This window comes from Serratia sp. MMO-28 (genome assembly GCF_037199905.1).
In the GTDB taxonomy this organism is placed as follows: domain Bacteria; phylum Pseudomonadota; class Gammaproteobacteria; order Enterobacterales; family Enterobacteriaceae; genus Chania; species Chania oryzae.
Genome location: NZ_JBBCVB010000037.1, coordinates 16606 through 34960 on the forward strand (window position 1 = coordinate 16606; position 18355 = coordinate 34960).

The 18355-nt window shown below is 58.1% G+C and carries 16 protein-coding genes; 11 read left to right on the forward strand and 5 right to left on the reverse strand.

Annotated features, from left to right (window positions below; genetic code table 11):
• Positions 1-184 precede the first annotated feature (184 nt).
• A complete protein-coding gene (locus tag WG891_RS23665) occupies positions 185-745 on the forward strand; it encodes an MltR family transcriptional regulator (protein ID WP_156293496.1) in 561 nt (186 codons plus the stop codon).
• Here WG891_RS23665 and WG891_RS23670 read toward each other — a convergent pair.
• Positions 742-1350, reverse strand: coding sequence for a LysE family translocator (locus WG891_RS23670; RefSeq protein WP_337264736.1), 609 nt, complete (start codon positions 1348-1350; stop codon positions 742-744). The two genes, WG891_RS23665 and WG891_RS23670, sit on opposite strands and share 4 nt — an antisense overlap.
• Positions 1351-1492: 142 nt before the next feature.
• Here WG891_RS23670 and WG891_RS23675 point away from each other — a divergent pair, with 142 nt between their 5' ends.
• Together WG891_RS23675 and WG891_RS23680 are read left to right on the forward strand one after the other, a co-directional pair.
• Positions 1493-2950: an aminotransferase-like domain-containing protein gene (locus WG891_RS23675; RefSeq protein WP_337264737.1), complete on the forward strand. Its 1458-nt coding sequence runs from the start codon at positions 1493-1495 to the stop codon at positions 2948-2950.
• A 77-nt stretch (positions 2951-3027) separates the two neighbouring features.
• Entirely contained in the window at positions 3028-3390 is a 363-nt protein-coding gene (locus WG891_RS23680) for a YibL family ribosome-associated protein (RefSeq protein ID WP_337264738.1), read from the forward strand.
• A 48-nt stretch (positions 3391-3438) separates the two neighbouring features.
• On the opposite strand, the gene yiiM is transcribed toward WG891_RS23680, so the two are convergent.
• The 4 genes from yiiM to fdhD all read right to left on the reverse strand — a co-directional run bounded on the left by yiiM (position 3439) and on the right by fdhD (position 7801).
• Positions 3439-4110: a 6-hydroxyaminopurine reductase gene (gene yiiM, locus WG891_RS23685; RefSeq protein WP_337264756.1), complete on the reverse strand. Its 672-nt coding sequence runs from the start codon at positions 4108-4110 to the stop codon at positions 3439-3441.
• A 105-nt stretch (positions 4111-4215) separates the two neighbouring features.
• A complete protein-coding gene (locus tag WG891_RS23690) occupies positions 4216-6147 on the reverse strand; it encodes a methyl-accepting chemotaxis protein (RefSeq protein WP_337264739.1) in 1932 nt (643 codons plus the stop codon).
• Positions 6148-6270: 123 nt separating this feature from the next.
• Complete coding sequence (gene sodA, locus WG891_RS23695) at positions 6271-6894, reverse strand: superoxide dismutase [Mn] (RefSeq protein WP_337264740.1); 624 nt, start codon at positions 6892-6894, stop codon at positions 6271-6273.
• Positions 6895-7024: 130 nt separating this feature from the next.
• Entirely contained in the window at positions 7025-7801 is a 777-nt protein-coding gene (gene fdhD / locus WG891_RS23700) for a formate dehydrogenase accessory sulfurtransferase FdhD (RefSeq protein WP_241680017.1), read from the reverse strand.
• 219 nt (positions 7802-8020) lie between these two features.
• Between fdhD and fdnG the strand changes: the two genes are divergently transcribed.
• From fdnG to selB, 8 genes are all read left to right on the forward strand, one after another.
• The gene (gene fdnG / locus WG891_RS23705; RefSeq protein ID WP_095996161.1) at positions 8021-11068 is read left to right on the forward strand and encodes a formate dehydrogenase-N subunit alpha; all 3048 of its coding nucleotides are present in this window, start codon (positions 8021-8023) and stop codon (positions 11066-11068) included.
• Between the two features lie 12 nt (positions 11069-11080).
• Positions 11081-11983, forward strand: coding sequence for a formate dehydrogenase subunit beta (gene fdxH / locus WG891_RS23710; RefSeq protein ID WP_337264742.1), 903 nt, complete (start codon positions 11081-11083; stop codon positions 11981-11983).
• Positions 11980-12621, forward strand: a complete 642-nt coding sequence (fdoI, locus tag WG891_RS23715; protein WP_076943770.1) for a formate dehydrogenase cytochrome b556 subunit — start codon at positions 11980-11982, stop codon at positions 12619-12621. Before fdxH ends, fdoI begins: the two co-directional genes overlap by 4 nt.
• The gene (fdhE, locus tag WG891_RS23720; protein WP_337264743.1) at positions 12621-13550 is read left to right on the forward strand and encodes a formate dehydrogenase accessory protein FdhE; all 930 of its coding nucleotides are present in this window, start codon (positions 12621-12623) and stop codon (positions 13548-13550) included. The genes fdoI and fdhE overlap by 1 nt, the downstream gene beginning before the upstream one ends.
• Before the next feature lie 248 nt (positions 13551-13798).
• Complete coding sequence (locus WG891_RS23725) at positions 13799-14452, forward strand: DcrB-related protein (RefSeq protein ID WP_337264744.1); 654 nt, start codon at positions 13799-13801, stop codon at positions 14450-14452.
• A gap of 22 nt (positions 14453-14474) precedes the next feature.
• Positions 14475-15104: a glutathione S-transferase gene (locus tag WG891_RS23730; RefSeq protein ID WP_337264757.1), complete on the forward strand. Its 630-nt coding sequence runs from the start codon at positions 14475-14477 to the stop codon at positions 15102-15104.
• Positions 15105-15117: 13 nt separating this feature from the next.
• Positions 15118-16509 carry an L-seryl-tRNA(Sec) selenium transferase gene (gene selA, locus WG891_RS23735; RefSeq protein ID WP_337264745.1) on the forward strand — a complete coding sequence of 464 codons (1392 nt, stop codon included), beginning with the start codon at positions 15118-15120 and terminating at the stop codon, positions 16507-16509.
• Positions 16506-18347: a selenocysteine-specific translation elongation factor gene (gene selB, locus WG891_RS23740; RefSeq protein ID WP_337264746.1), complete on the forward strand. Its 1842-nt coding sequence runs from the start codon at positions 16506-16508 to the stop codon at positions 18345-18347. The genes selA and selB overlap by 4 nt, the downstream gene beginning before the upstream one ends.
• Positions 18348-18355: the final 8 nt, after the last annotated feature.

The following is an 18355-nucleotide window of genomic DNA, read 5'->3' on the forward strand; positions in this document are numbered from 1 at the left end:
TGGGAGAGGGCCGGGGTGAGGGAACGGGGGAGCCTGGCATAAGAGTATGCTCGACCTCTGTACTGACTCCGTGTACGCTGCGCAGTCCGTTTGCCAACGGATCGCGTCAACGAAGCCTGGTTAGTGGCAACGATTGATGAACAATAGAGTGTTAAAGTACAGTCCCCACGCCATGCGAAAAGCGATGATGGAACAAGCACAGGCATTTGAAAATAAAGTTCTGGAAAAACTGAACGCAGGTAAGACGGTGCGCAGTTTTCTGATTGCAGCGGTCGATCTGCTGGCAGAAGCGCTTAACGTACTGGTGGTTCAAGTGTTCCGCAAAGACGACTACGCGGTGAAATATGCCGTCGAACCGCTATTGTCCGGCGAAGGGCCGCTGGGCGAACTTTCGGTCCGTCTCAAGCTGATGTACGGCTTGGGCGTGATTTCACGCCACGAGTATGAAGATGCTGAACTGCTGATGGCGATGCGTGAAGAACTGAATCACGATGGCTCGGAATACCGCTTTATCGATGACGAAATCCTTGGCCCTTTTAGCGAATTGCACTGTGTCAGCGCCTTGCCGCCGGTGCCGACCTTTCTGCAGCCCGGCGAAGCCGATGAATCGCTGATTGCCATGCAGCACCAGCGTTACCAGCAGATGGTGCGTTCCACCATGGTGCTGTCGGTGACCGAACTGCTGGCCGGTATCGGAGCCAAACAACCCTCCCGCCTCTCTCCGCTGGGTGCGCAAAAGCCTTAAGCGAAGGCAGTACGCCATTCATCAAACAGCAGCCACAATGCGGTTGTGGCCATCAAACCTGCCATCAGCGCGTTAAATAATCTCAGCTTCCAGGTCACGCGCAGCGCGTGGCGCAGCCGATCGCCCATCAATGCCCACACCAGAACGCAAGGGATATTTACCGCTGTAAAACCGGCAATAGTCAGCAGCGTGTGGCTAAGGGTGGCCCCTTCGCGCGGGGTGAACAGGATCGCCACATTAATCACCATCAGCCAGGCTTTCGGGTTGACCGCTTGGAACAATGCACCGCCGATAAAGCGCATTGGCTGCGCCTGCTGTGTGGCATCCGGTGACGCGGCTTTGAACAGTTTCCACGATAGCCACAGCAGATAGGTACAACCTAACGCGGCCAATGGGAAGCGGATGGCACTAGCCCAGTTGATGATCACGGCCAGCAGCGTGGTGGTCAGCGCAAGCTGAACCGCACAACCGGCACTGATACCGAACACCATCGGTAAGGTACGGCGGATGCCGAAGTTGACGCCGGACGATGCCAGCAACAGGTTGTTGGGGCCGGGGGTAATTGACATCACGGTAACGTAACTGACAAAGGCTGAATCCAGCATAGAAAAGCTCCTAAAGGGTAGAGATGCGGGTTGGTTATCAGCATAAGGGCCGAAGGGGAATGGTGACAGAACCAGAAATGCAGTATTGTTATGGTTACAGTTACGCTATTTTAAAACTGTAACCATTAATTGGAGCCAAACTGTGACCCTGCTTGATGAGACCCCGGACATTCGTTACCGACAACTGGCTGATACGCTGGCGGTGGCGATTCGCCGTGGCACCCTGTTGCCCGGCAGCCGCCTGCCTTCGGTACGGCGCTGCGCGCAGACCCATAACGTCAGCATCAATACCGTGGTGGCGGCTTACCGCCAGTTGGAAGACCGTGGGCTGATCGAAGCGCGGCCCCAGTCCGGCTTCTATGTGCGTGCCACGCTACCGGCGCTGAAAACCGCCTCGGCCCCCAGTAACCGCATAGAAAAACCGGCGGATGACGTGCTGGCGTTGATCGATACCGTGTTTGCCGCCCAGCAGAATCCGGCGTTTACCAATCTGTCGCTGGCTTGCCCACAAACCAGCGATTTTTATCCCGGCAGCAAGCTGGGGCGTATGCTTGCTTCACAACTGCGCCGCCAGCCGAACCTGATCGGGCAATACGCATTGCCCCCCGGCAGCCTGCGGCTGCGCCAGCAGGTCGCCCGGCGCTCAATGACCTTGGGTATGTTGCTGGAGCCAGGAGATATCACCCTGACGCACGGCTGCATGGAGGCGCTGCAACTGGCGCTGCGCGCCACCACCAAACCGGGCGATTGCGTGGGCCTGGAATCGCCAACCTACTTTTACCTGCTGCCGCTGCTCGCCAGCCTGGGGCTGAAAGCCTTGGAGATCCCGACCGACTCGCAGCATGGCCTCTCTTTGGACGCACTGGAACTGTTGCTGCAAGAAAAACGCCTTAATGCGGTGATCGCCATGCCGACGGTGCAAAACCCGCTCGGATGCACCATGCCGCTGGCGGCGAAAAAACGGCTGGCACGGCTGATGAACGATCACCAGGTGCCACTGATCGAAGATGGTCTGTACGCCGAACTGCAATTCGGCAGTGCGCTCAGCCCGGCGGTGAAATCGTTCGATCGCGATGGCTGGGTGTTGTTCTGCTCCAGCTTTACCAAAACGTTGGCACCGGATTTCCGCATTGGCTGGGTGGCCGGTGGGCGTTTTAGCGAAGCGCTGCATAAGCTGAAGGCGGTCTCTTCCATGTCGGAGTCACTGCTGCTGTCGGAAACGCTGGCGACGTTTCTGGAAGCCGGTGGCTACGATCATCATTTGCGCAACCTGCGCAAACGCTATGCCGCACAGGTGGAAGAGGCCAGAGCGCTGATCGCCCGCCATTTCCCGCGCGGCACGCGGGCGACGCAGCCCGCAGGGGGATTTGTGTTCTGGGTTGAGTTCCCGCCGGCGGTGGATGCGGTAGCGCTGTTCCACCAGTTGCTTGAAGAACAGATCTGCCTGACGCCGGGCACGCTGTATTCCCCCAGCGGGCGTTATCGTAATGGGCTGCGGCTTTCCTGCTGTTATCCGTTTGATGCGCGCTACACCCAGGCGCTGGCGCGCGTGGGGGCCAAAGCCTGCGAAATGAGCGGGCTGTCAGCGGGAATTGCGTAAGACGAACGATCGGCGTTTTGCTATACTGCCTGCATCATTTTTAGCGTGCCAATAGCGGCATACACAGGCCAAAGACCATGAAAGAGATAGAAAAGGCAGAGATTAAGCGCCTTAGCGACCTGCTGGACGCACTGAAGCATAAAGATACCGCGGTGATCCAACAGGGCAATGTCGACCTGATCGCGCAGCACACCAAAGAAAAAGAGAAGCTGGCGGCAGAAATTGAACGCCTGAAGCACGTGCGCGTAGAGAAGCTGAGTGCAGAAGCCCAGAAGCTGAGCCAACTGCCGTTCAGCCGTGAGATCACCAAAAAAGAGCAGGCGGATATGGGTTCGCTGAAGAAAAATGTGCGCGGCCTGATCGTAGTGCACCCAATGACGGCGCTAGGCCGTGAGATGGGCCTGAAAGTGGTGACCGGTTACGCGAAAAAAGCCTTCTGACTGCGATGCTGGGGCACAAGGGCTCGCCCCAGACGCTCTTCCCCTGCTTCAGTGGCCAAGCAAGCGGCGATTGAAGTCCTCAATTCTGCTGGACGTGATGCGCGTCAGCATGGTTTTGCTCCAACTGGCAGAAAGCCCGGCTACCGCCAGCAGGCGGTGATACTGCTCTGCGTCGAACGGCAGGTGCCAGGCAATGCCAATGGCTTCGGCGACAGAAACGTCGCTGCTGCGGGTGACCAGCTCAAGCGGCCGATCGCCGCTGACCATACCGGCTGCAATAACGCGATAGAGCCAGCCGCAGCGGCCGCTTTGTTGCATCAGCACCGAGAGATCGTCAATCGCGAAATGTGCGTTAAGTTTAAAGCACGGTGAACGTGGCTGAGTGACCTGGATCAGCGCATCCCCCCAACGGTAGATATCGCCCATAAACACGTTGTCTTCGGTCAGGCCGAGGGTGGAAAGGTTTTCACCAAACGCCGGGGCCTCGAACAGCTCGGCCTGCGCCGGGAACTGCTTGCGCCAGTGGGTATAATGTTCACGAGGGTAGTGGCAGAGCGCGCGATCCGGCCCGCCATGGTGGACCTTTTCTGCCTGTTCATCTCCTACCAAGCCTAGCGGGGTGAGTATCACTGCGCCATCGACCCGGCGTTTGGCTATGGCGCTGGGCCGCATGCCTGCATAGGGTTGGATGCTGCCGGTATAAACCTCGGGGTGCTGCATCATTGCCTCCACTTTCATAGTGCAAACCAGGGGTACAGCCCAGAATACCCTGAGTCGGCGGTGAGCAACAGCACAACCCGCCTGGTATCACCAGGCGGGACCGTGTCAGAAAGTGGTCCAGTTGTTTTCTGCTGTGGTGCTGGTTTCCCGCGGTTTGCCGGCCGGAGGGGCTTTGAGCGTTGCCGTTTTCACCTCACTGGGCTCATGGCGATCGGCTAAGCGGAAGACCGAAACGCTCTGCAACAGCATTTCCGCCTGTTCCTCCAGCGAATCGGCGGCGGCAGCGGATTCTTCCACCAGCGCGGCGTTCTGCTGGGTGGTGTGGTCCATTTCCACAATGGCCTGGCCGATCTGCGCGATGCCGCGCGTTTGCTCATCGGAGGCGGCCGCAATCTCTGCCATGATATCGCGCACGTGCGTCACCGAACGGACGATCTGCTCCATGGTGTTGCCGGTGTTTTCCACCAAGGTGGTGCCGGTCTGTACGCGGCTGACGGACTCGGCAATCAACCCTTCGATCTCCTTCGCCGCCTGCGCACTGCGCTGGGCCAGATTGCGCACCTCACTGGCCACCACCGAGAAACCGCGCCCCTGCTCACCGGCTCGAGCCGCTTCCACCGCCGCATTCAGCGCCAGAATGTTGGTCTGGAAAGCAATGCCGTTAATCAGGGTGGTAATTTCGGCAATACGCTGTGAACTGCCGGAAATGTCACGCATCGTGCTGACCACCTGGCTCACCAACTGGCCGCCCTGCTGTGCGGTTTGTGAGGCATCGGTGGCCAACTGATTGGCATGATGCGCGTTTTCGGCATTCTGTTTCACCGTTGCGGTGAGCTGCTCCATACTGGCGGCGGTTTGTTCCACTGCCGCCGCCTGCTGTTCGGTACGTGAGGAGAGATCGGTATTGCCTGCGGCAATTTCCGTGGCGGCAGTGGACACCTGGCTGACGCCCATCTGGATTTTCTCGATCATATCGCGCAGATTCTGGCTCATGGCCGCCACGGCATTCAGCAATTGGCCCAGCTCATCGCGGCGGGTGCTGGTTTGCGCCTGGCGCAAATCGCCGGTTGCAATGCGCTCTGCCAGCGCCAGCGTGGTGTGCAACGGGCGGGTAATCTGTAATGTGATGCGCCATGACACCAGCAGGCCCATGAGAATCGCAATCACGGCAATGATCGCCATCTGTAGCTGTGCGGTATCAATATTCTGATTGGTTTGCGCCAGCTCGTCTTTCATAAAGACGCCGATCAGCGCATCGACTTTCTGCGCGGTGTCGCCTAATTGCTGGCTGAGCTGTTGTTCGTTTTCATAAGCCGGTAGGTAAACCGCAATACGGTCTTTGTACTCATCCAGCGCCGTCAACAGCGGTTGCAGCAATGGCCGGTCGGTGTCCTGTAAACGTTGGCTGATCGCATCGGCCGCGCTGTGGGCGTCGTCGATGGCGAGCAACAACGGAGTTTCTGCCTCCTTGGTTGGGCTCAGCAGCAGGCCACGGGCATAGTAGCGGATCAGGGTCAGCTTCTGGTTGAGCTGGGCAAAAGCCAACTGCAGTTCGCCCTGGGCTAACTGTTGTTCAACCTGGCTCAGACTCTCCTGCAGCTCGGACATATTCCAGGTGGCGCGTATCCTATCTTTCTTCGCCACCGCCTGCTGGAAGCTATCTCGCTGCTGCTGATATTTGTTCATCAGCCCTTTCAGCGACTCCAGCTCTTGGCGGCTATGCGGATCCCAATCCAGCTCCTGCGCATGAGCGATCAGCTTGACCACATTCTCGATATGCGTGCGGTTGCTGTTCAGATAATCAACTTTATACGTTTGGCCGAACATGGCACGGGCGTATTTCGCCTGGCTGATTTCATTGGTTATCTGGGCGCTGAAATCGATGCGTTCGGTACGCGATTCAATAAGACGAAGATAATATCCCCCGGTGCTGGCGATAATGATGGCCAGTAATAAAATCAAGGCAAATCCCAACGAAAGCTTTTTACCTACGGTGAGATGGGTGAACTTTCCTGCCAATGTTTTCAGTGCCGCCATAAGATTTTCCTATTCAAGGCGATCGTTAAGTGAACAAAATATCGGCAATAAATGACCAGGCTTTAGTGACAGGCAGACAAAAAAATGCCCGCATCGGTGCGGGCAGTGTTGGAAACGCGTCGGTTACTTTTTCGCTTCGGTAAAGCGTTTCGCCGCTTCGTCCCAGTTCACCACGTTCCAGAAGGCCTTGATGTAATCCGGGCGGCGGTTCTGGAATTTCAGGTAGTAAGCGTGTTCCCACACGTCCAGGCCGATAATCGGGAAACCAGAGGCGCCAGAAACGGCTTCGCCCATCAGCGGGCTGTCCTGGTTAGCGGTGGAAACCACGGCCAGCTTGTCGCCTTTCAGCACCAGCCAGGCCCAGCCGGAACCGAAACGGGTGGCTGCGGCTTTCTCGAACTCTTCCTGGAACTTCTCCACGCTGCCGAAATCACGCTCGATGGCGGTTTTCAGATCGCCACTCAGCGTAGTGCCGGTTTTCAGGCCTTTCCAGAACAGGCTATGGTTAGCGTGGCCGCCCGCGTTGTTACGCATAAAGGTGCGTTTGTCGGCAGGGACTTTATCCAGATCCTGGATCAGCGCTTCAACGCTCAGCGGAGCCAGCTCAGGGTAAGCTTCCAGCACGGTGTTGGCGTTGTTGACATAGGTCTGGTGGTGTTTGGTGTGATGGATTTCCATCGTTTGCTGATCGAAATGCGGTTCCAGTGCGTCGTAAGCATAAGGCAGGGATGGCAGTGAATAACTCATAATCATCGTCTCCAATGGGTGTTGGGCGGCGCAAGGCATGAGCACCGCATAAGCAATCGGGTCCCATTATAGGGTATTAAATGAGATTGAAAATGATTATCAATGCCGTATGGGTTGTGTGGTTTCTGTGCTAATCGACAATGCGCTGTGGATGCGTAAACACCGTTGCCCGGCCCGGTTTGCTGAAACCGACTAACGTTAAGTTACTGCGCTCGGCGATCTCCACCGCCAGCGAGGTGGCGGCAGAGACCACGAACAGGATCTCGGCACCGCACATTGCTGATTTTTGCACCATCTCATAGCTGGCGCGGCTGGAAACCAGGATCGCCCCCTGCTGCCAGCCCTGTTTGGCGCGCAGGCCGAGCATTTTGTCCAGCGCCACGTGGCGGCCCACGTCTTCACAGCCGCCGAGCAACTCACCTTCCGGCGAGATCCAACTGGCGGCATGAGTGCAGCCGGTATGCTGGCCGACTTCCTGTACCTGACGCAGTTGCCCCAGTGCGCGATCGAGATTGGCGAGCGAGAAGGTTTGGCTGAACGGCAGCGGAGTGACCGGGCGGAAGATATCCGCCAGTTGCTCAATACCGCAGACGCCGCAGCCGGTGCGGCCCGCCATCGCGCGGCGGCGCTCTTTTAGCCCGCTAAAACGGCGGCTGGAAAGCTCAATCTGCACCTCAAGGCCGTTGCAGGTGGGATTTACCTCTATACTGTAGATATCGCGCGGTGAGTCGATAATACCTTCCGACAGGGAAAAACCCAGGGCGAAGGCCTCCAGATCTTTAGGGGTGCACATCATCACCACGTGGGAAATGCCGTTATAGACCAGCGCGACCGGAACCTCTTGCGCCAGCCAGTCTTGCTGCGCAGCAGACAGTTGCCCGCGCTGAAAAACCGGGGCCTGGATCATGCCTGTGATCGCAGTCGCGTTTGTAGGTTGCTTTGGGTCTATTTTGTTCACTTTAGTGGTACCTGTTTGTAACAACCCCAAGTCCGCTATGATATCATCGCGGCGTCGTTGCGGCCTTCTGGCCAAACCAACATAAGAACAGTGATTTTAGCGCTTCCAGCTTTATCGGGGAAAGCGCCATTTGAAACAATGTGACAACACGAGTGAAAGGAGACCCCCATGCAGGTCAGCAGAAGGCAGTTCTTTAAGATCTGCGCTGGCGGTATGGCAGGGACGACGGTAGCTGCTCTGGGCTTTGCCCCGGAAGTGGCGTTAGCGGAAACCCGGCAGTACAAGCTGCTGCGCGCCCGTGAAACCCGTAATACCTGTACGTATTGCTCAGTCGGCTGTGGGCTGTTGATGTACAGCCTTGGAGATGGCGCGAAAAACGCCAAAGAGAGCATTTTCCACATCGAAGGGGATCCGGATCATCCGGTAAACCGCGGTGCGCTTTGCCCGAAAGGCGCCGGTCTGGTGGATTTCATCCACAGCGAAAGCCGCCTGCAATACCCGGAATATCGCGCGCCAGGTTCTGACAAATGGCAGAGAATCAGTTGGGATGATGCCTTTACCCGCATCGCCAAGCTGATGAAAGAAGACCGCGATGCCAACTTTGTAAAAACCAACGATAAAGGCGTCACCGTCAACCGTTGGCTGACCACCGGTATGCTGTGTGCCTCGGCCTCCAGCAACGAAACCGGATACCTGACACAAAAATTTAGTCGCGCTCTCGGCATGCTTGCCGTAGACAACCAGGCGCGTGTCTGACACGGACCAACGGTAGCAAGTCTTGCTCCAACATTTGGTCGCGGTGCGATGACCAACCACTGGGTTGATATCAAGAACGCGAACTTAATTATCGTCATGGGCGGTAATGCGGCAGAAGCGCATCCAGTGGGTTTCCGCTGGGCGATGGAAGCAAAAATTCATAATAAAGCCAAGCTGATCGTCATCGATCCGCGCTTTACCCGTACCGCATCGGTGGCGGATTTTTACACGCCTATCCGTTCTGGCACCGACATTGCCTTCTTGTCGGGCGTCTTGCTGTACCTGATCACCAACAACAAGATCAACCGTGAATACGTTGAAGCCTATACCAACGCCAGCCTGCTGGTGCGCGAAGACTTCAGCTTTGACGATGGCCTGTTCAGCGGCTACGACGCGGAAAACCACAAGTACGATAAAACCACCTGGAACTACCAGCTTGATGAGAACGGCTTTGCCAAGCGTGACGTCACCCTGCAAGATCCGCGTTGCGTGTGGAACCTGCTGAAACAGCACGTTAGCCGCTATACGCCAGAAGTGGTAAACAATATCTGTGGTACGCCAACCGAAGACTTTATCAAGGTTTGCGAATATATCGCCGAAACCAGCGCCAACGACAAAACCGCCTCGTTCCTGTACGCCCTGGGCTGGACACAGCACACGGTCGGCGCACAGAACATCCGTACCATGGCGATGATCCAGTTGCTGCTCGGCAATATGGGGATGGCAGGCGGTGGTGTGAACGCCCTGCGCGGCCACTCCAACATCCAGGGCCTGACCGATCTCGGCCTGTTGTCACAAAGCCTGCCGGGCTACCTGACGCTGCCTTCCGAGAAACAGCCGGATCTGGACACCTACCTGAAGGCCAACACGCCGAAAACGCTGTTGCCGGGCCAGGTGAACTACTGGAGCAACTACCCGAAATTCTTCGTCAGCCTGATGAAGAGCTTCTACGGCGACAAAGCACAGAAAGAAAACAACTGGGGCTTTGACTGGTTGCCGAAGTGGGACAAAGGCTACGACGTGCTGCAGTACTTCGAAATGATGTCGCAGGGCAAGGTTAACGGCTACCTCTGCCAGGGCTTCAACCCGGTTGCATCGTTCCCGAACAAGCACAAAGTGGTCGATGCGCTCTCCAAGCTGAAATTCCTGGTGACCATCGATCCGTTGAATACCGAGACGGCCACTTTCTGGCAGAACCACGGCGAATCGAATGACGTTGATCCTTCGAAGATTATGACCGAAGTGTTCCGCCTGCCATCCACCTGCTTTGCCGAAGAGAACGGTTCGATCGTCAACTCCGGCCGCTGGCTGCAATGGCACTGGAAAGGGGCTGATGCTCCGGGCGAAGCGCTGGGAGACGGTGAAATTCTGTCTGGGCTGTTCTTGCGCCTGCGCGAGATGTACGGCCGTGAAGGCGGTGCATTGCCTGAGCAGGTGCTGAACATGAGCTGGAACTACCTGATTCCAGATGCTCCGGCACCAGAAGAAGTGGCGATGGAAAACAACGGCAAAGCGCTGGCGGACGTGCTCGATCCGGAAGGCAAAGTGCTGGCGAAAAAAGGCGAACAGCTCAGCACCTTCGCGCATCTGCGTGATGACGGTACGACGGCGAGCGGTTGCTGGATCTTTGCCGGTAGCTGGACGCCTGCGGGTAACCAGATGGCGCGCCGTGATAACGCCGATCCATCCGGCCTTGGCAACACGCTGGGCTGGGCCTGGGCGTGGCCGCTCAACCGCCGCATTCTGTATAACCGTGCTTCTGCCGATCCTGCCGGTAAACCGTGGGATGCCAAACGTCAGTTGATCGAGTGGGATGGCACCAAGTGGAGTGGGATTGATATCCCGGACTACAGCGCCGCACCGCCAGGCAGCGACGTTGGGCCGTTTATCATGCAGCCGGAAGGCATGGGCCGCCTGTTTGCCATTGATAAAATGGCGGAAGGGCCGTTCCCTGAGCACTACGAGCCGTTTGAAACGCCGCTTGGCACTAACCCACTGCACCCGAACGTGGTGTCCAACCCGGCGGCGCGCGTGTTTAAAGACGATCTGGCCGCGATGGGCAAAGCTGACAAGTTCCCGTATGTCGGCACCACTTATCGTCTGACCGAGCATTTCCACTACTGGACCAAGCACTCGCTGATTAACGCGATCACGCAGCCGCAGCAGTTCGTGGAGATCGGTGAAAAGCTGGCCGAGAAGAAAGGCATCAAGAACGGCGATCTGGTGAAAGTCAGTTCCAACCGTGGCTTTATCAAGGCGAAGGCGGTAGTCACCAAGCGTATCCGCACGTTGCAGGTGAACGGGCAGGATGTCGACACCATCGGTATCCCGATCCACTGGGGTTACCTGGGTGTGGCGCGGAAAGGCTTTATCGCCAATACGTTGACGCCGTTTGTTGGCGATGCCAATACGCAAACGCCAGAGTTCAAGGCGTTCCTGGTTAACGTGGAAAAGGTGTAACGGAGACGAGTTATGGCAATGCAATCTCAAGACATCATTCGTAAATCCGCGACCAATGGTTTAACACCGGCCCCGCGTGCCCGTGACCACCAGGAAGAAGTGGCCAAGCTGATTGATGTGACCACCTGTATCGGCTGCAAGGCCTGTCAGGTGGCGTGTTCTGAATGGAACGACATCCGCGATGAAGTGGGGTACAACGTCGGGGTTTATGATAACCCCGCCGATCTGACCGCCAAATCCTGGACGGTGATGCGCTTCTCTGAAGTGGAGGAGCACGGCAAACTGGAGTGGCTGATCCGCAAAGACGGCTGCATGCACTGCGCCGATCCTGGCTGCCTGAAGTCCTGCCCGGCGGAAGGGGCGATTATCCAGTACGCCAACGGCATCGTCGATTTCCAGTCTGAGCACTGTATCGGCTGCGGTTACTGCATCGCCGGTTGCCCGTTCGACGTGCCGCGCATGAACAAGGAAGACAACCGGGTGTACAAATGCACCCTGTGCGTTGACCGCGTTGATGTCGGCCAAGAACCGGCCTGTGTGAAAACCTGCCCGACCGGGGCGATCCACTTTGGCACCAAAGAGGCGATGAAGGATATCGCCGCGGAGCGTGTCGGTGAACTGAAAACCCGTGGCTACGAGAACGCCGGTCTGTACGATCCGGCGGGCGTGGGCGGTACCCACGTGATGTACGTGCTGCATCACGCCGACAAACCGCAGCTTTATCACGGTTTGCCGGACAACCCGACCATCAGCCCGGCGGTGACCTTCTGGAAAGGGATCTGGAAACCGCTGGCAGCCGTCGGTTTTGCTGCCACCTTTGCGGCTAGCGTGTTCCACTACATCGGTGTCGGTCCAAACCGCGTCGAAGAAGAGGAAGATGACGACAAGCCACACGATGAGGAGACGCGCAAATGAGGAAGGAAAAGCCAATTCAGCGTTATAACGCGCTGGAGCGGATGAACCACTGGGTTGTAGCGTTCTGCTTTATTCTGGCAGCCATCAGCGGGCTGGGGTTCTTCTTCCCCTCCTTCAACTGGCTGATGAACATTTTCGGAACGCCACAGCTGGCGCGCATTCTGCACCCCTTTGCCGGGGTGATTATGTTCGCTGCGTTCATGATCATGTTCCTGCGCTACTGGAAATATAACCTGTTCAACCGCAACGATCTGGTTTGGGCCAAAAACATCCACAGAATCACGTTGAATGAGGAAGTGGAGGGGGATGACACCGGGCGTTATAATTTCGGGCAGAAATGCGTATTCTGGGTGGCGATCATCAGTCTGGTGCTGTTGCTGGCCAGCGGCATCGTCATCTGGCGGCCGTACTTCGCCCATGCCTTCCCTATCCCGCTGATCCGTTTGGCGTTGCTGGTGCATTCGCTGGCTGCGGTGGGCTTGATCATCACGATTATGGTGCACATTTATGCCGCTCTGTGGATAAAAGGCACCATTACCGCGATGGTGGAAGGCACTGTTCCGGCGGCCTGGGCCAAGAAACACCATCCGCGCTGGTACCGTGAGGTCCGCGAGAAACAACAGGAAGATAAACCCTGATGAGTATCCGCATCGTTCCTAAAGAGCAGTTAGGGGCACAGCGCGAGAAGTCCACAACGGCGGAAACCATTCCGCCGTTACTTTTCGCTAATCTGAAAAGCCTGTATACCCGCCGAGCTGAACGTCTGCGCCAATTGGCCACAGACCATCCGCTGGGCGATTACCTTAACTTTGCTGCCAGTATCGCGGCCGCGCAGAACAATGCGTGCCACGATAATCCGCTGGTGCTCGATCTCACTGCCGCCTTGGTGCAGGGGGCCGCCAACGGCAAACCGCCGCTGGATGTGAGCGTTTACCCGCGCAGTGAACACTGGCACAAACTGCTGGCATCGCTGATCGCCGAATTGCGCCCACAGGCACCAGAACACGTGGTTCCGGTGCTGGAAAACCTGGAAAAAGCCTCCGCCCATGAGCTGGAGCTGATGGCCAGTGCGTTGCTGAACCATGAGTTTGCCAAAGTGGGCAGCGATAAAGCGCCGTTTATCTGGGCTGCCCTGTCGCTGTATTGGGCGCAGATGGCTAGCCAGATCCCCGGTAAGGCGCGAGCCGAATACGGTGAGCACCGCCAGTTTTGCCCGGTGTGCGGCAGTATGCCGGTATCCGGTATGGTGCACATCGGCACGGTGAACGGCCTGCGTTATCTGCATTGCAACCTGTGTGAAAGCGAATGGCACGTGGTGCGGGTGAAATGCACTAACTGCGAGCAAACGCGCGATCTCAACTACTGGTCACTGGACAGTGAGCAGGCGGCGATCAAAGCGGAAAGCTGTGGCGATTGCGGCACTTACCTGAAGCTTCTCTATCAGGAAAAAGACCCGCAGGTGGAAGCGGTGGCCGACGATCTGGCGTCATTAGTGCTTGATGCCAAGATGGAAGAGGAAGGCTTTGCCCGCAGCAGTATCAACCCGTTCCTGTTCCCTGGCGAGTAACACCCGCGGCGTTCTTCTCGGGAGTGGGGGTGAGAGGCTTTAACGCGATGTCAGTTGCTCCCCCTCACCCTAACTCTCTCCCCGAAAGAGAGGGAACATTGCTGATACCCATGACTCATTGAGAGCACCGGTTGGCTCCCTCTCCCTGTGGGAGAGCTGGGGCGAACCGCTAATTTTGGCTTGGGCATCTAGCAAACGCGGGAGTGAGTTGCTACGGTTACGCCACGACGAGTATAGGGAAAGGGATGATGCTGAAGATGATTGTCAGATTGATAGTATTTGCTGCTTTACTGACCGGGCTGGTGGCCTGCGATAACCAGGATACCAAAAAGCCGGAAGTCCCCAAGCCGCAGCCGAAGCCGGTTGTCACCCAGCCTGCTCCCCCAGCCCCTCCGCCCGCGGCAGAAACCAAACCTTCCCCTCCGCCCGGTTTACGCGTTGCGCTGCAAAAGGGCAAAATCACCTTCGAATTGCCTGCGGGGTTTAGCGATCAAACCAAGCTGAGCGGCATCGTCAACGACGATAAATCCATTATCCAACTGTTCCTCGACGGTAAAGCGCGCCAGCGTACCGTAACATCTGAAGTGATCCCGCCAGCCGGCATGAAGCTCAATACCAGCGATGCGATGCTGAAAGATCTGACGCAAAGCATGATGACCGAATTGGGCGATCGTTATCAGAACATCAAGAAAACCAAAGAACAGAATTTCACCGTCGGTAAACAGAAATTTCATCGTTTGGATACCGAGCAAACGGTAAATGGGCAGAAAGTGGTTTCCACTATTGTGCTGACGGTGTTCAATAAACGGGTGGTGACATTGCAGATGTTGTCACCGGGTAAAACGCCGGAAGCGCATCAGGCACTGGTGCAGCGGATTATCGATACGCTGGCGGTGAAATAGCGGCGCTAAGGGGGAATGATTGATGAAGCTGATTGGCAGTGAGACCAGCCCTTTTGTACGCAAGATTGCGGTGATGCTGCTGGAAAAAGGGCGGGAGTTTGAGTTTGTCAACGACCCGCCGTTTGAGCCAGGCAGCCGGGTGGTGGAATACAATCCGCTCGGTAAAGTGCCGGTGCTGATCGCCGATGACGGCGAGGTGTTTTACGATTCGCGGGTGATTGCCGAATATCTCGAATTACAGGCGCTGGCCCCGGCCTTTTTGCCGGCAGATCGCCAGGCCGCGCTGCGTATCCGCCAGGTTGAAGCGCTGGCGGATGGTGTGACCGAAGCCGCGGCTACGCTGTTTCGCGAAAGCAAACGCGCGCCGGAAAAGCAGGACGAAGCCTGGATACTGCGCCAGCGCCAAAAGGTGCTGCATGGTTTAGACGCACTGGAGAAGCTGGCACAGCAACGGGCGTTACTGAACGCGGAACAACTGACTCTGGCGGATATCGCCACCGGTTGTGCGTTGGGCTACCTGAATTTCCGCCGCATTGTGCCCAACTGGTGTGTTGATCGCCCTGCGCTGATCAAACTGGCGGAACGCTTGTTCGCCCGCGAAAGCTTTACCCGTACCATGCCGCCCCACTCTGCCGATACCATTAAAAATTGAAAACCGAGCGCTCATGAGCACTGAATCTCAGCAACTTTACAGCCAGCTACCCGCCATCGACCGTTTGCTGCGCGATCCCGCCGTTGAACCGTTGGTGGCAAAGCACGGGCAGACGTTGATTAGCGATCTGCTGCGCCAGATGCAGGCACAGGCGCGTGAAGCGATTAAAACCTGCCAGCAATTGCCGCCGTGGTGCCACGATTGGCCGCAGGCGCTGCTTGAGCGCCTGAGCCAGCAGCAACGCCCGGCGCTGCAACCGGTGTTCAACCTCAGCGGCACCGTGCTGCACACCAATCTTGGCCGCGCGCTGCTGGCGCAACCGGCGATCGACGCGGTGGTGCAGGCAATGGGCAGCGCCGTCACGCTGGAATACGATCTGGACGGTGCCGGGCGTGGCCACCGCGATCGGGCCATTGCGGATTTGCTGTGCCAGCTCACTGGGGCAGAGGACGCCTGCATCGTCAACAACAACGCCGCAGCGGTTTTGCTGATGCTGGCGGCGGTGGCTCCGGGCCGGCAGGTGGTGGTCTCGCGTGGTGAACTGGTGGAGATTGGCGGCGCGTTCCGCATCCCCGACGTGATGCGCCAGGCCGGTTGTGAACTGGTGGAAGTGGGCACCACCAACCGTACTCATCTGAAAGATTATCGTGCCGCCATCAACGAGCAGACCGGTCTGTTGATGAAGGTGCATACCAGTAATTACTGTATTCAAGGGTTTACTGCTGCGGTGGATGAAGCGGAGTTGGCGATGCTGGGCCGCGAACAGGGCATCCCGACCGCCACCGATCTGGGCAGCGGTGCGCTGATCGACATGACGCAATACGGCTTGCCGGCAGAGCCGATGCCACAGCGCTTGATTGCCGCAGGGGTGGATTTGGTGACCTTCTCCGGCGATAAACTGCTGGGCGGGCCGCAGGCAGGCATTATTGTCGGTAAAAAAGATCTGATCGCCCGCCTGCAGCAGCACCCGCTGAAACGTGCGCTGCGCGTTGGCAAAATGACGCTGGCGGCGCTCGAAGCCACGCTGCGGCTGTATCAGCAGCCGGAACTGTTGGCAGAACATTTGCCGACGTTGCGCTTGCTGACGCGCCCACAGCAGGCGATGCAGCAGGCCGCCGAACGGTTATTGAGCCAGTTGGCGGCGCGTTTTGCCGATCGTTTCGCGCTGCGTGCTGAGCCCTGTTGGTCGCAGATTGGCAGCGGCTCGCTGCCGGTTGATCGTCTGCCAAGCTATGCCCTGACCTTTGCCCCGCTCGATGGCCGCGGTGCCACGCTGGAGTTACTGGCGCAACATTGGCGCAGTTTGCCACAGCCGGTGATTGGCCGGATCCACGATGGGCGGCTGTGGCTCGATCTGCGCTGCCTGGAGCAAGAGAGTGCACTGCTTGAGGTGCTGAACCCATGATTATTGCCACCGCTGGCCACGTCGATCACGGCAAAACCACGCTGTTGCAAGCGCTTACCGGCATCAATGCCGATCGCCTGCCGGAGGAAAAACGCCGTGGCATGACTATCGATCTCGGCTACGCCTATTGGCCGCAGCCGGACGGGGGCGTGCTGGGCTTTATTGACGTTCCCGGCCATGAGAAATTCCTTGGCAACATGCTGGCGGGGATCGGCGGTATCGATCATGCCTTGCTGGTAGTGGCGTGCGACGACGGCGTGATGGCGCAAACCCGCGAGCACCTGGCGATTTTGCGCCTGAGTGGGCACCCGCAACTGACGGTGGCGCTGACCAAGGCCGATCGCGTGGATGAAGCGCGCGTTGCCGAAGTACGTGCACAGGTGGTGGCCGAGTTGGCGCAACAGGGTTGGCGTGATACGCCGTTGTTTGTTACGGCAGCGGCGCAGGGAGGGGGGATTGACGCTTTGCGCCAGCATCTTCTGGCGCTGCAGCCTGGCGAGCATGCACAGATGCGCTGCTTCCGGCTGGCGGTGGATCGCGCCTTCAGCGTAAAAGGCGCGGGGCTGGTGGTGACCGGCACCGCATTGGGTGGCAGCGTTAAGGTGGGGGATACCCTGTGGCTGACCGGTGCCGATGCACCGGTGCGGGTGCGCGGCCTGCATGCCCAAAACCAACCCGCAGAGCAGGCGTTTGCCGGGCAACGTATTGCGCTGAACATCAGTGGCGACGTCAGCAAGGAACAACTGGCGCGCGGTGACTGGCTGCTGGAACGGCAACCGCCGCTGGCTGCGGAGCGTATTCTGGTGGCGATAGAGGCGGATGCGCCGTTGCAGCACTGGCAACCGCTGCACCTGCACCACGCTGCCAGCCATATTACCGGCCGTATTGCGCTGTTAACCGGCAACTTGGCGGAGTTAATTCTCGATCGCCCGCTGTGGTTGGCGGAAAACGATCGCCTGGTGCTGCGGGATATCGGCGCGCGCCACACCTTGGGCGCTGCGCGTGTGCTGGTGTTGGCTGCACCGAAGCGCGGTAAGCGTCAGCCAGACTATCTGGCCTGGCTGGCGGCGCTGGCCGAGGCGCAGAGTGACGAACAGGTGCTCGATTTACGCTTGCCTGGCGGGGCGCTGGATCTGGCGGCCTTTGCCTGGGCACGGCAGTTGACCCACAGCGGGCTGGCGCAGCTGCTGGCCGGGCGCGATCTGCTGATTGCGGGTGAAGTGGCGCTGGCGCAGGCCAACGTGCAACAGGGCGAACAGCGTTTACTGCAGGTGCTGGCCGAGTATCACCAACAGCATGGCGATCAGCTGGGGCTGGGGCGCGCGCGTTTGCGGCGCATGGCGTTGCCGGTGCTGGATGAAGCGCTGGTGTTTATGATGATCGATCGGCTGCTGGCGGCCGGTGTGCTGCGCAATACGCGCGGCTGGCTGCATCTGCCCGAGCATGGTCTGGCGTTCAGCGCCGAGCAGCAGGTGCTGTGGGCGCGTATTGAACCGCAACTGGGTGATGAAGCCTGGTGGGTGCGCGATCTGGCAACAGCATTGGGCGAAGACGAAGGCAACGTTCGTGCCACGCTGCGCAAAGCCGCCCAGCTTGGCCATGTGACCGCGGTGGTGGTGGATCGTTACTATCGCAGCCAGCGCATTGAGCAGTTTGCGGCGCTGATCCGTGAGTTAGACGCCACGCAAGGCAGCACCAATGCCGGTGATTTCCGCGATCGGCTGGGCGTTGGCCGCAAACTGGCGATTCAGGTGTTGGAGTTTTTCGATCGCAGTGGTTTCACCCGCCGCAAGGGCAACCATCATCTGCTGCGCGACAGCGGGCTGTTTGGTGGTTGAAGAATCGG

Excerpts from the sequence above, each read along its gene's own strand:
- WG891_RS23665 (WP_156293496.1), top strand. The coding sequence starts at position 185 with ATGATGGAACAAGCACAGGCATTTGAAAATAAAGTTCTGGAAAAACTG.
- WG891_RS23670 (WP_337264736.1), bottom strand. The coding sequence starts at position 1,350 with ATGCTGGATTCAGCCTTTGTCAGTTACGTTACCGTGATGTCAATTACC.
- fdhD (WP_241680017.1), bottom strand. The coding sequence starts at position 7,801 with ATGATCCAGGCCCCGGTTTTTCAGCGCGGGCAACTGTCTGCTGCGCAG.
- yiiM (WP_337264756.1), bottom strand. The coding sequence starts at position 4,110 with ATGCAGCACCCCGAGGTTTATACCGGCAGCATCCAACCCTATGCAGGC.
- WG891_RS23680 (WP_337264738.1), top strand. The coding sequence starts at position 3,028 with ATGAAAGAGATAGAAAAGGCAGAGATTAAGCGCCTTAGCGACCTGCTG.
- WG891_RS23730 (WP_337264757.1), top strand. The coding sequence starts at position 14,475 with ATGAAGCTGATTGGCAGTGAGACCAGCCCTTTTGTACGCAAGATTGCG.
- fdhE (WP_337264743.1), top strand. The coding sequence starts at position 12,621 with ATGAGTATCCGCATCGTTCCTAAAGAGCAGTTAGGGGCACAGCGCGAG.
- selA (WP_337264745.1), top strand. The coding sequence starts at position 15,118 with ATGAGCACTGAATCTCAGCAACTTTACAGCCAGCTACCCGCCATCGAC.
- sodA (WP_337264740.1), bottom strand. The coding sequence starts at position 6,894 with ATGAGTTATTCACTGCCATCCCTGCCTTATGCTTACGACGCACTGGAA.
- WG891_RS23690 (WP_337264739.1), bottom strand. The coding sequence starts at position 6,147 with ATGGCGGCACTGAAAACATTGGCAGGAAAGTTCACCCATCTCACCGTA.
- WG891_RS23725 (WP_337264744.1), top strand. The coding sequence starts at position 13,799 with ATGCTGAAGATGATTGTCAGATTGATAGTATTTGCTGCTTTACTGACC.
- fdxH (WP_337264742.1), top strand. The coding sequence starts at position 11,081 with ATGGCAATGCAATCTCAAGACATCATTCGTAAATCCGCGACCAATGGT.
- selB (WP_337264746.1), top strand. The coding sequence starts at position 16,506 with ATGATTATTGCCACCGCTGGCCACGTCGATCACGGCAAAACCACGCTG.
- fdoI (WP_076943770.1), top strand. The coding sequence starts at position 11,980 with ATGAGGAAGGAAAAGCCAATTCAGCGTTATAACGCGCTGGAGCGGATG.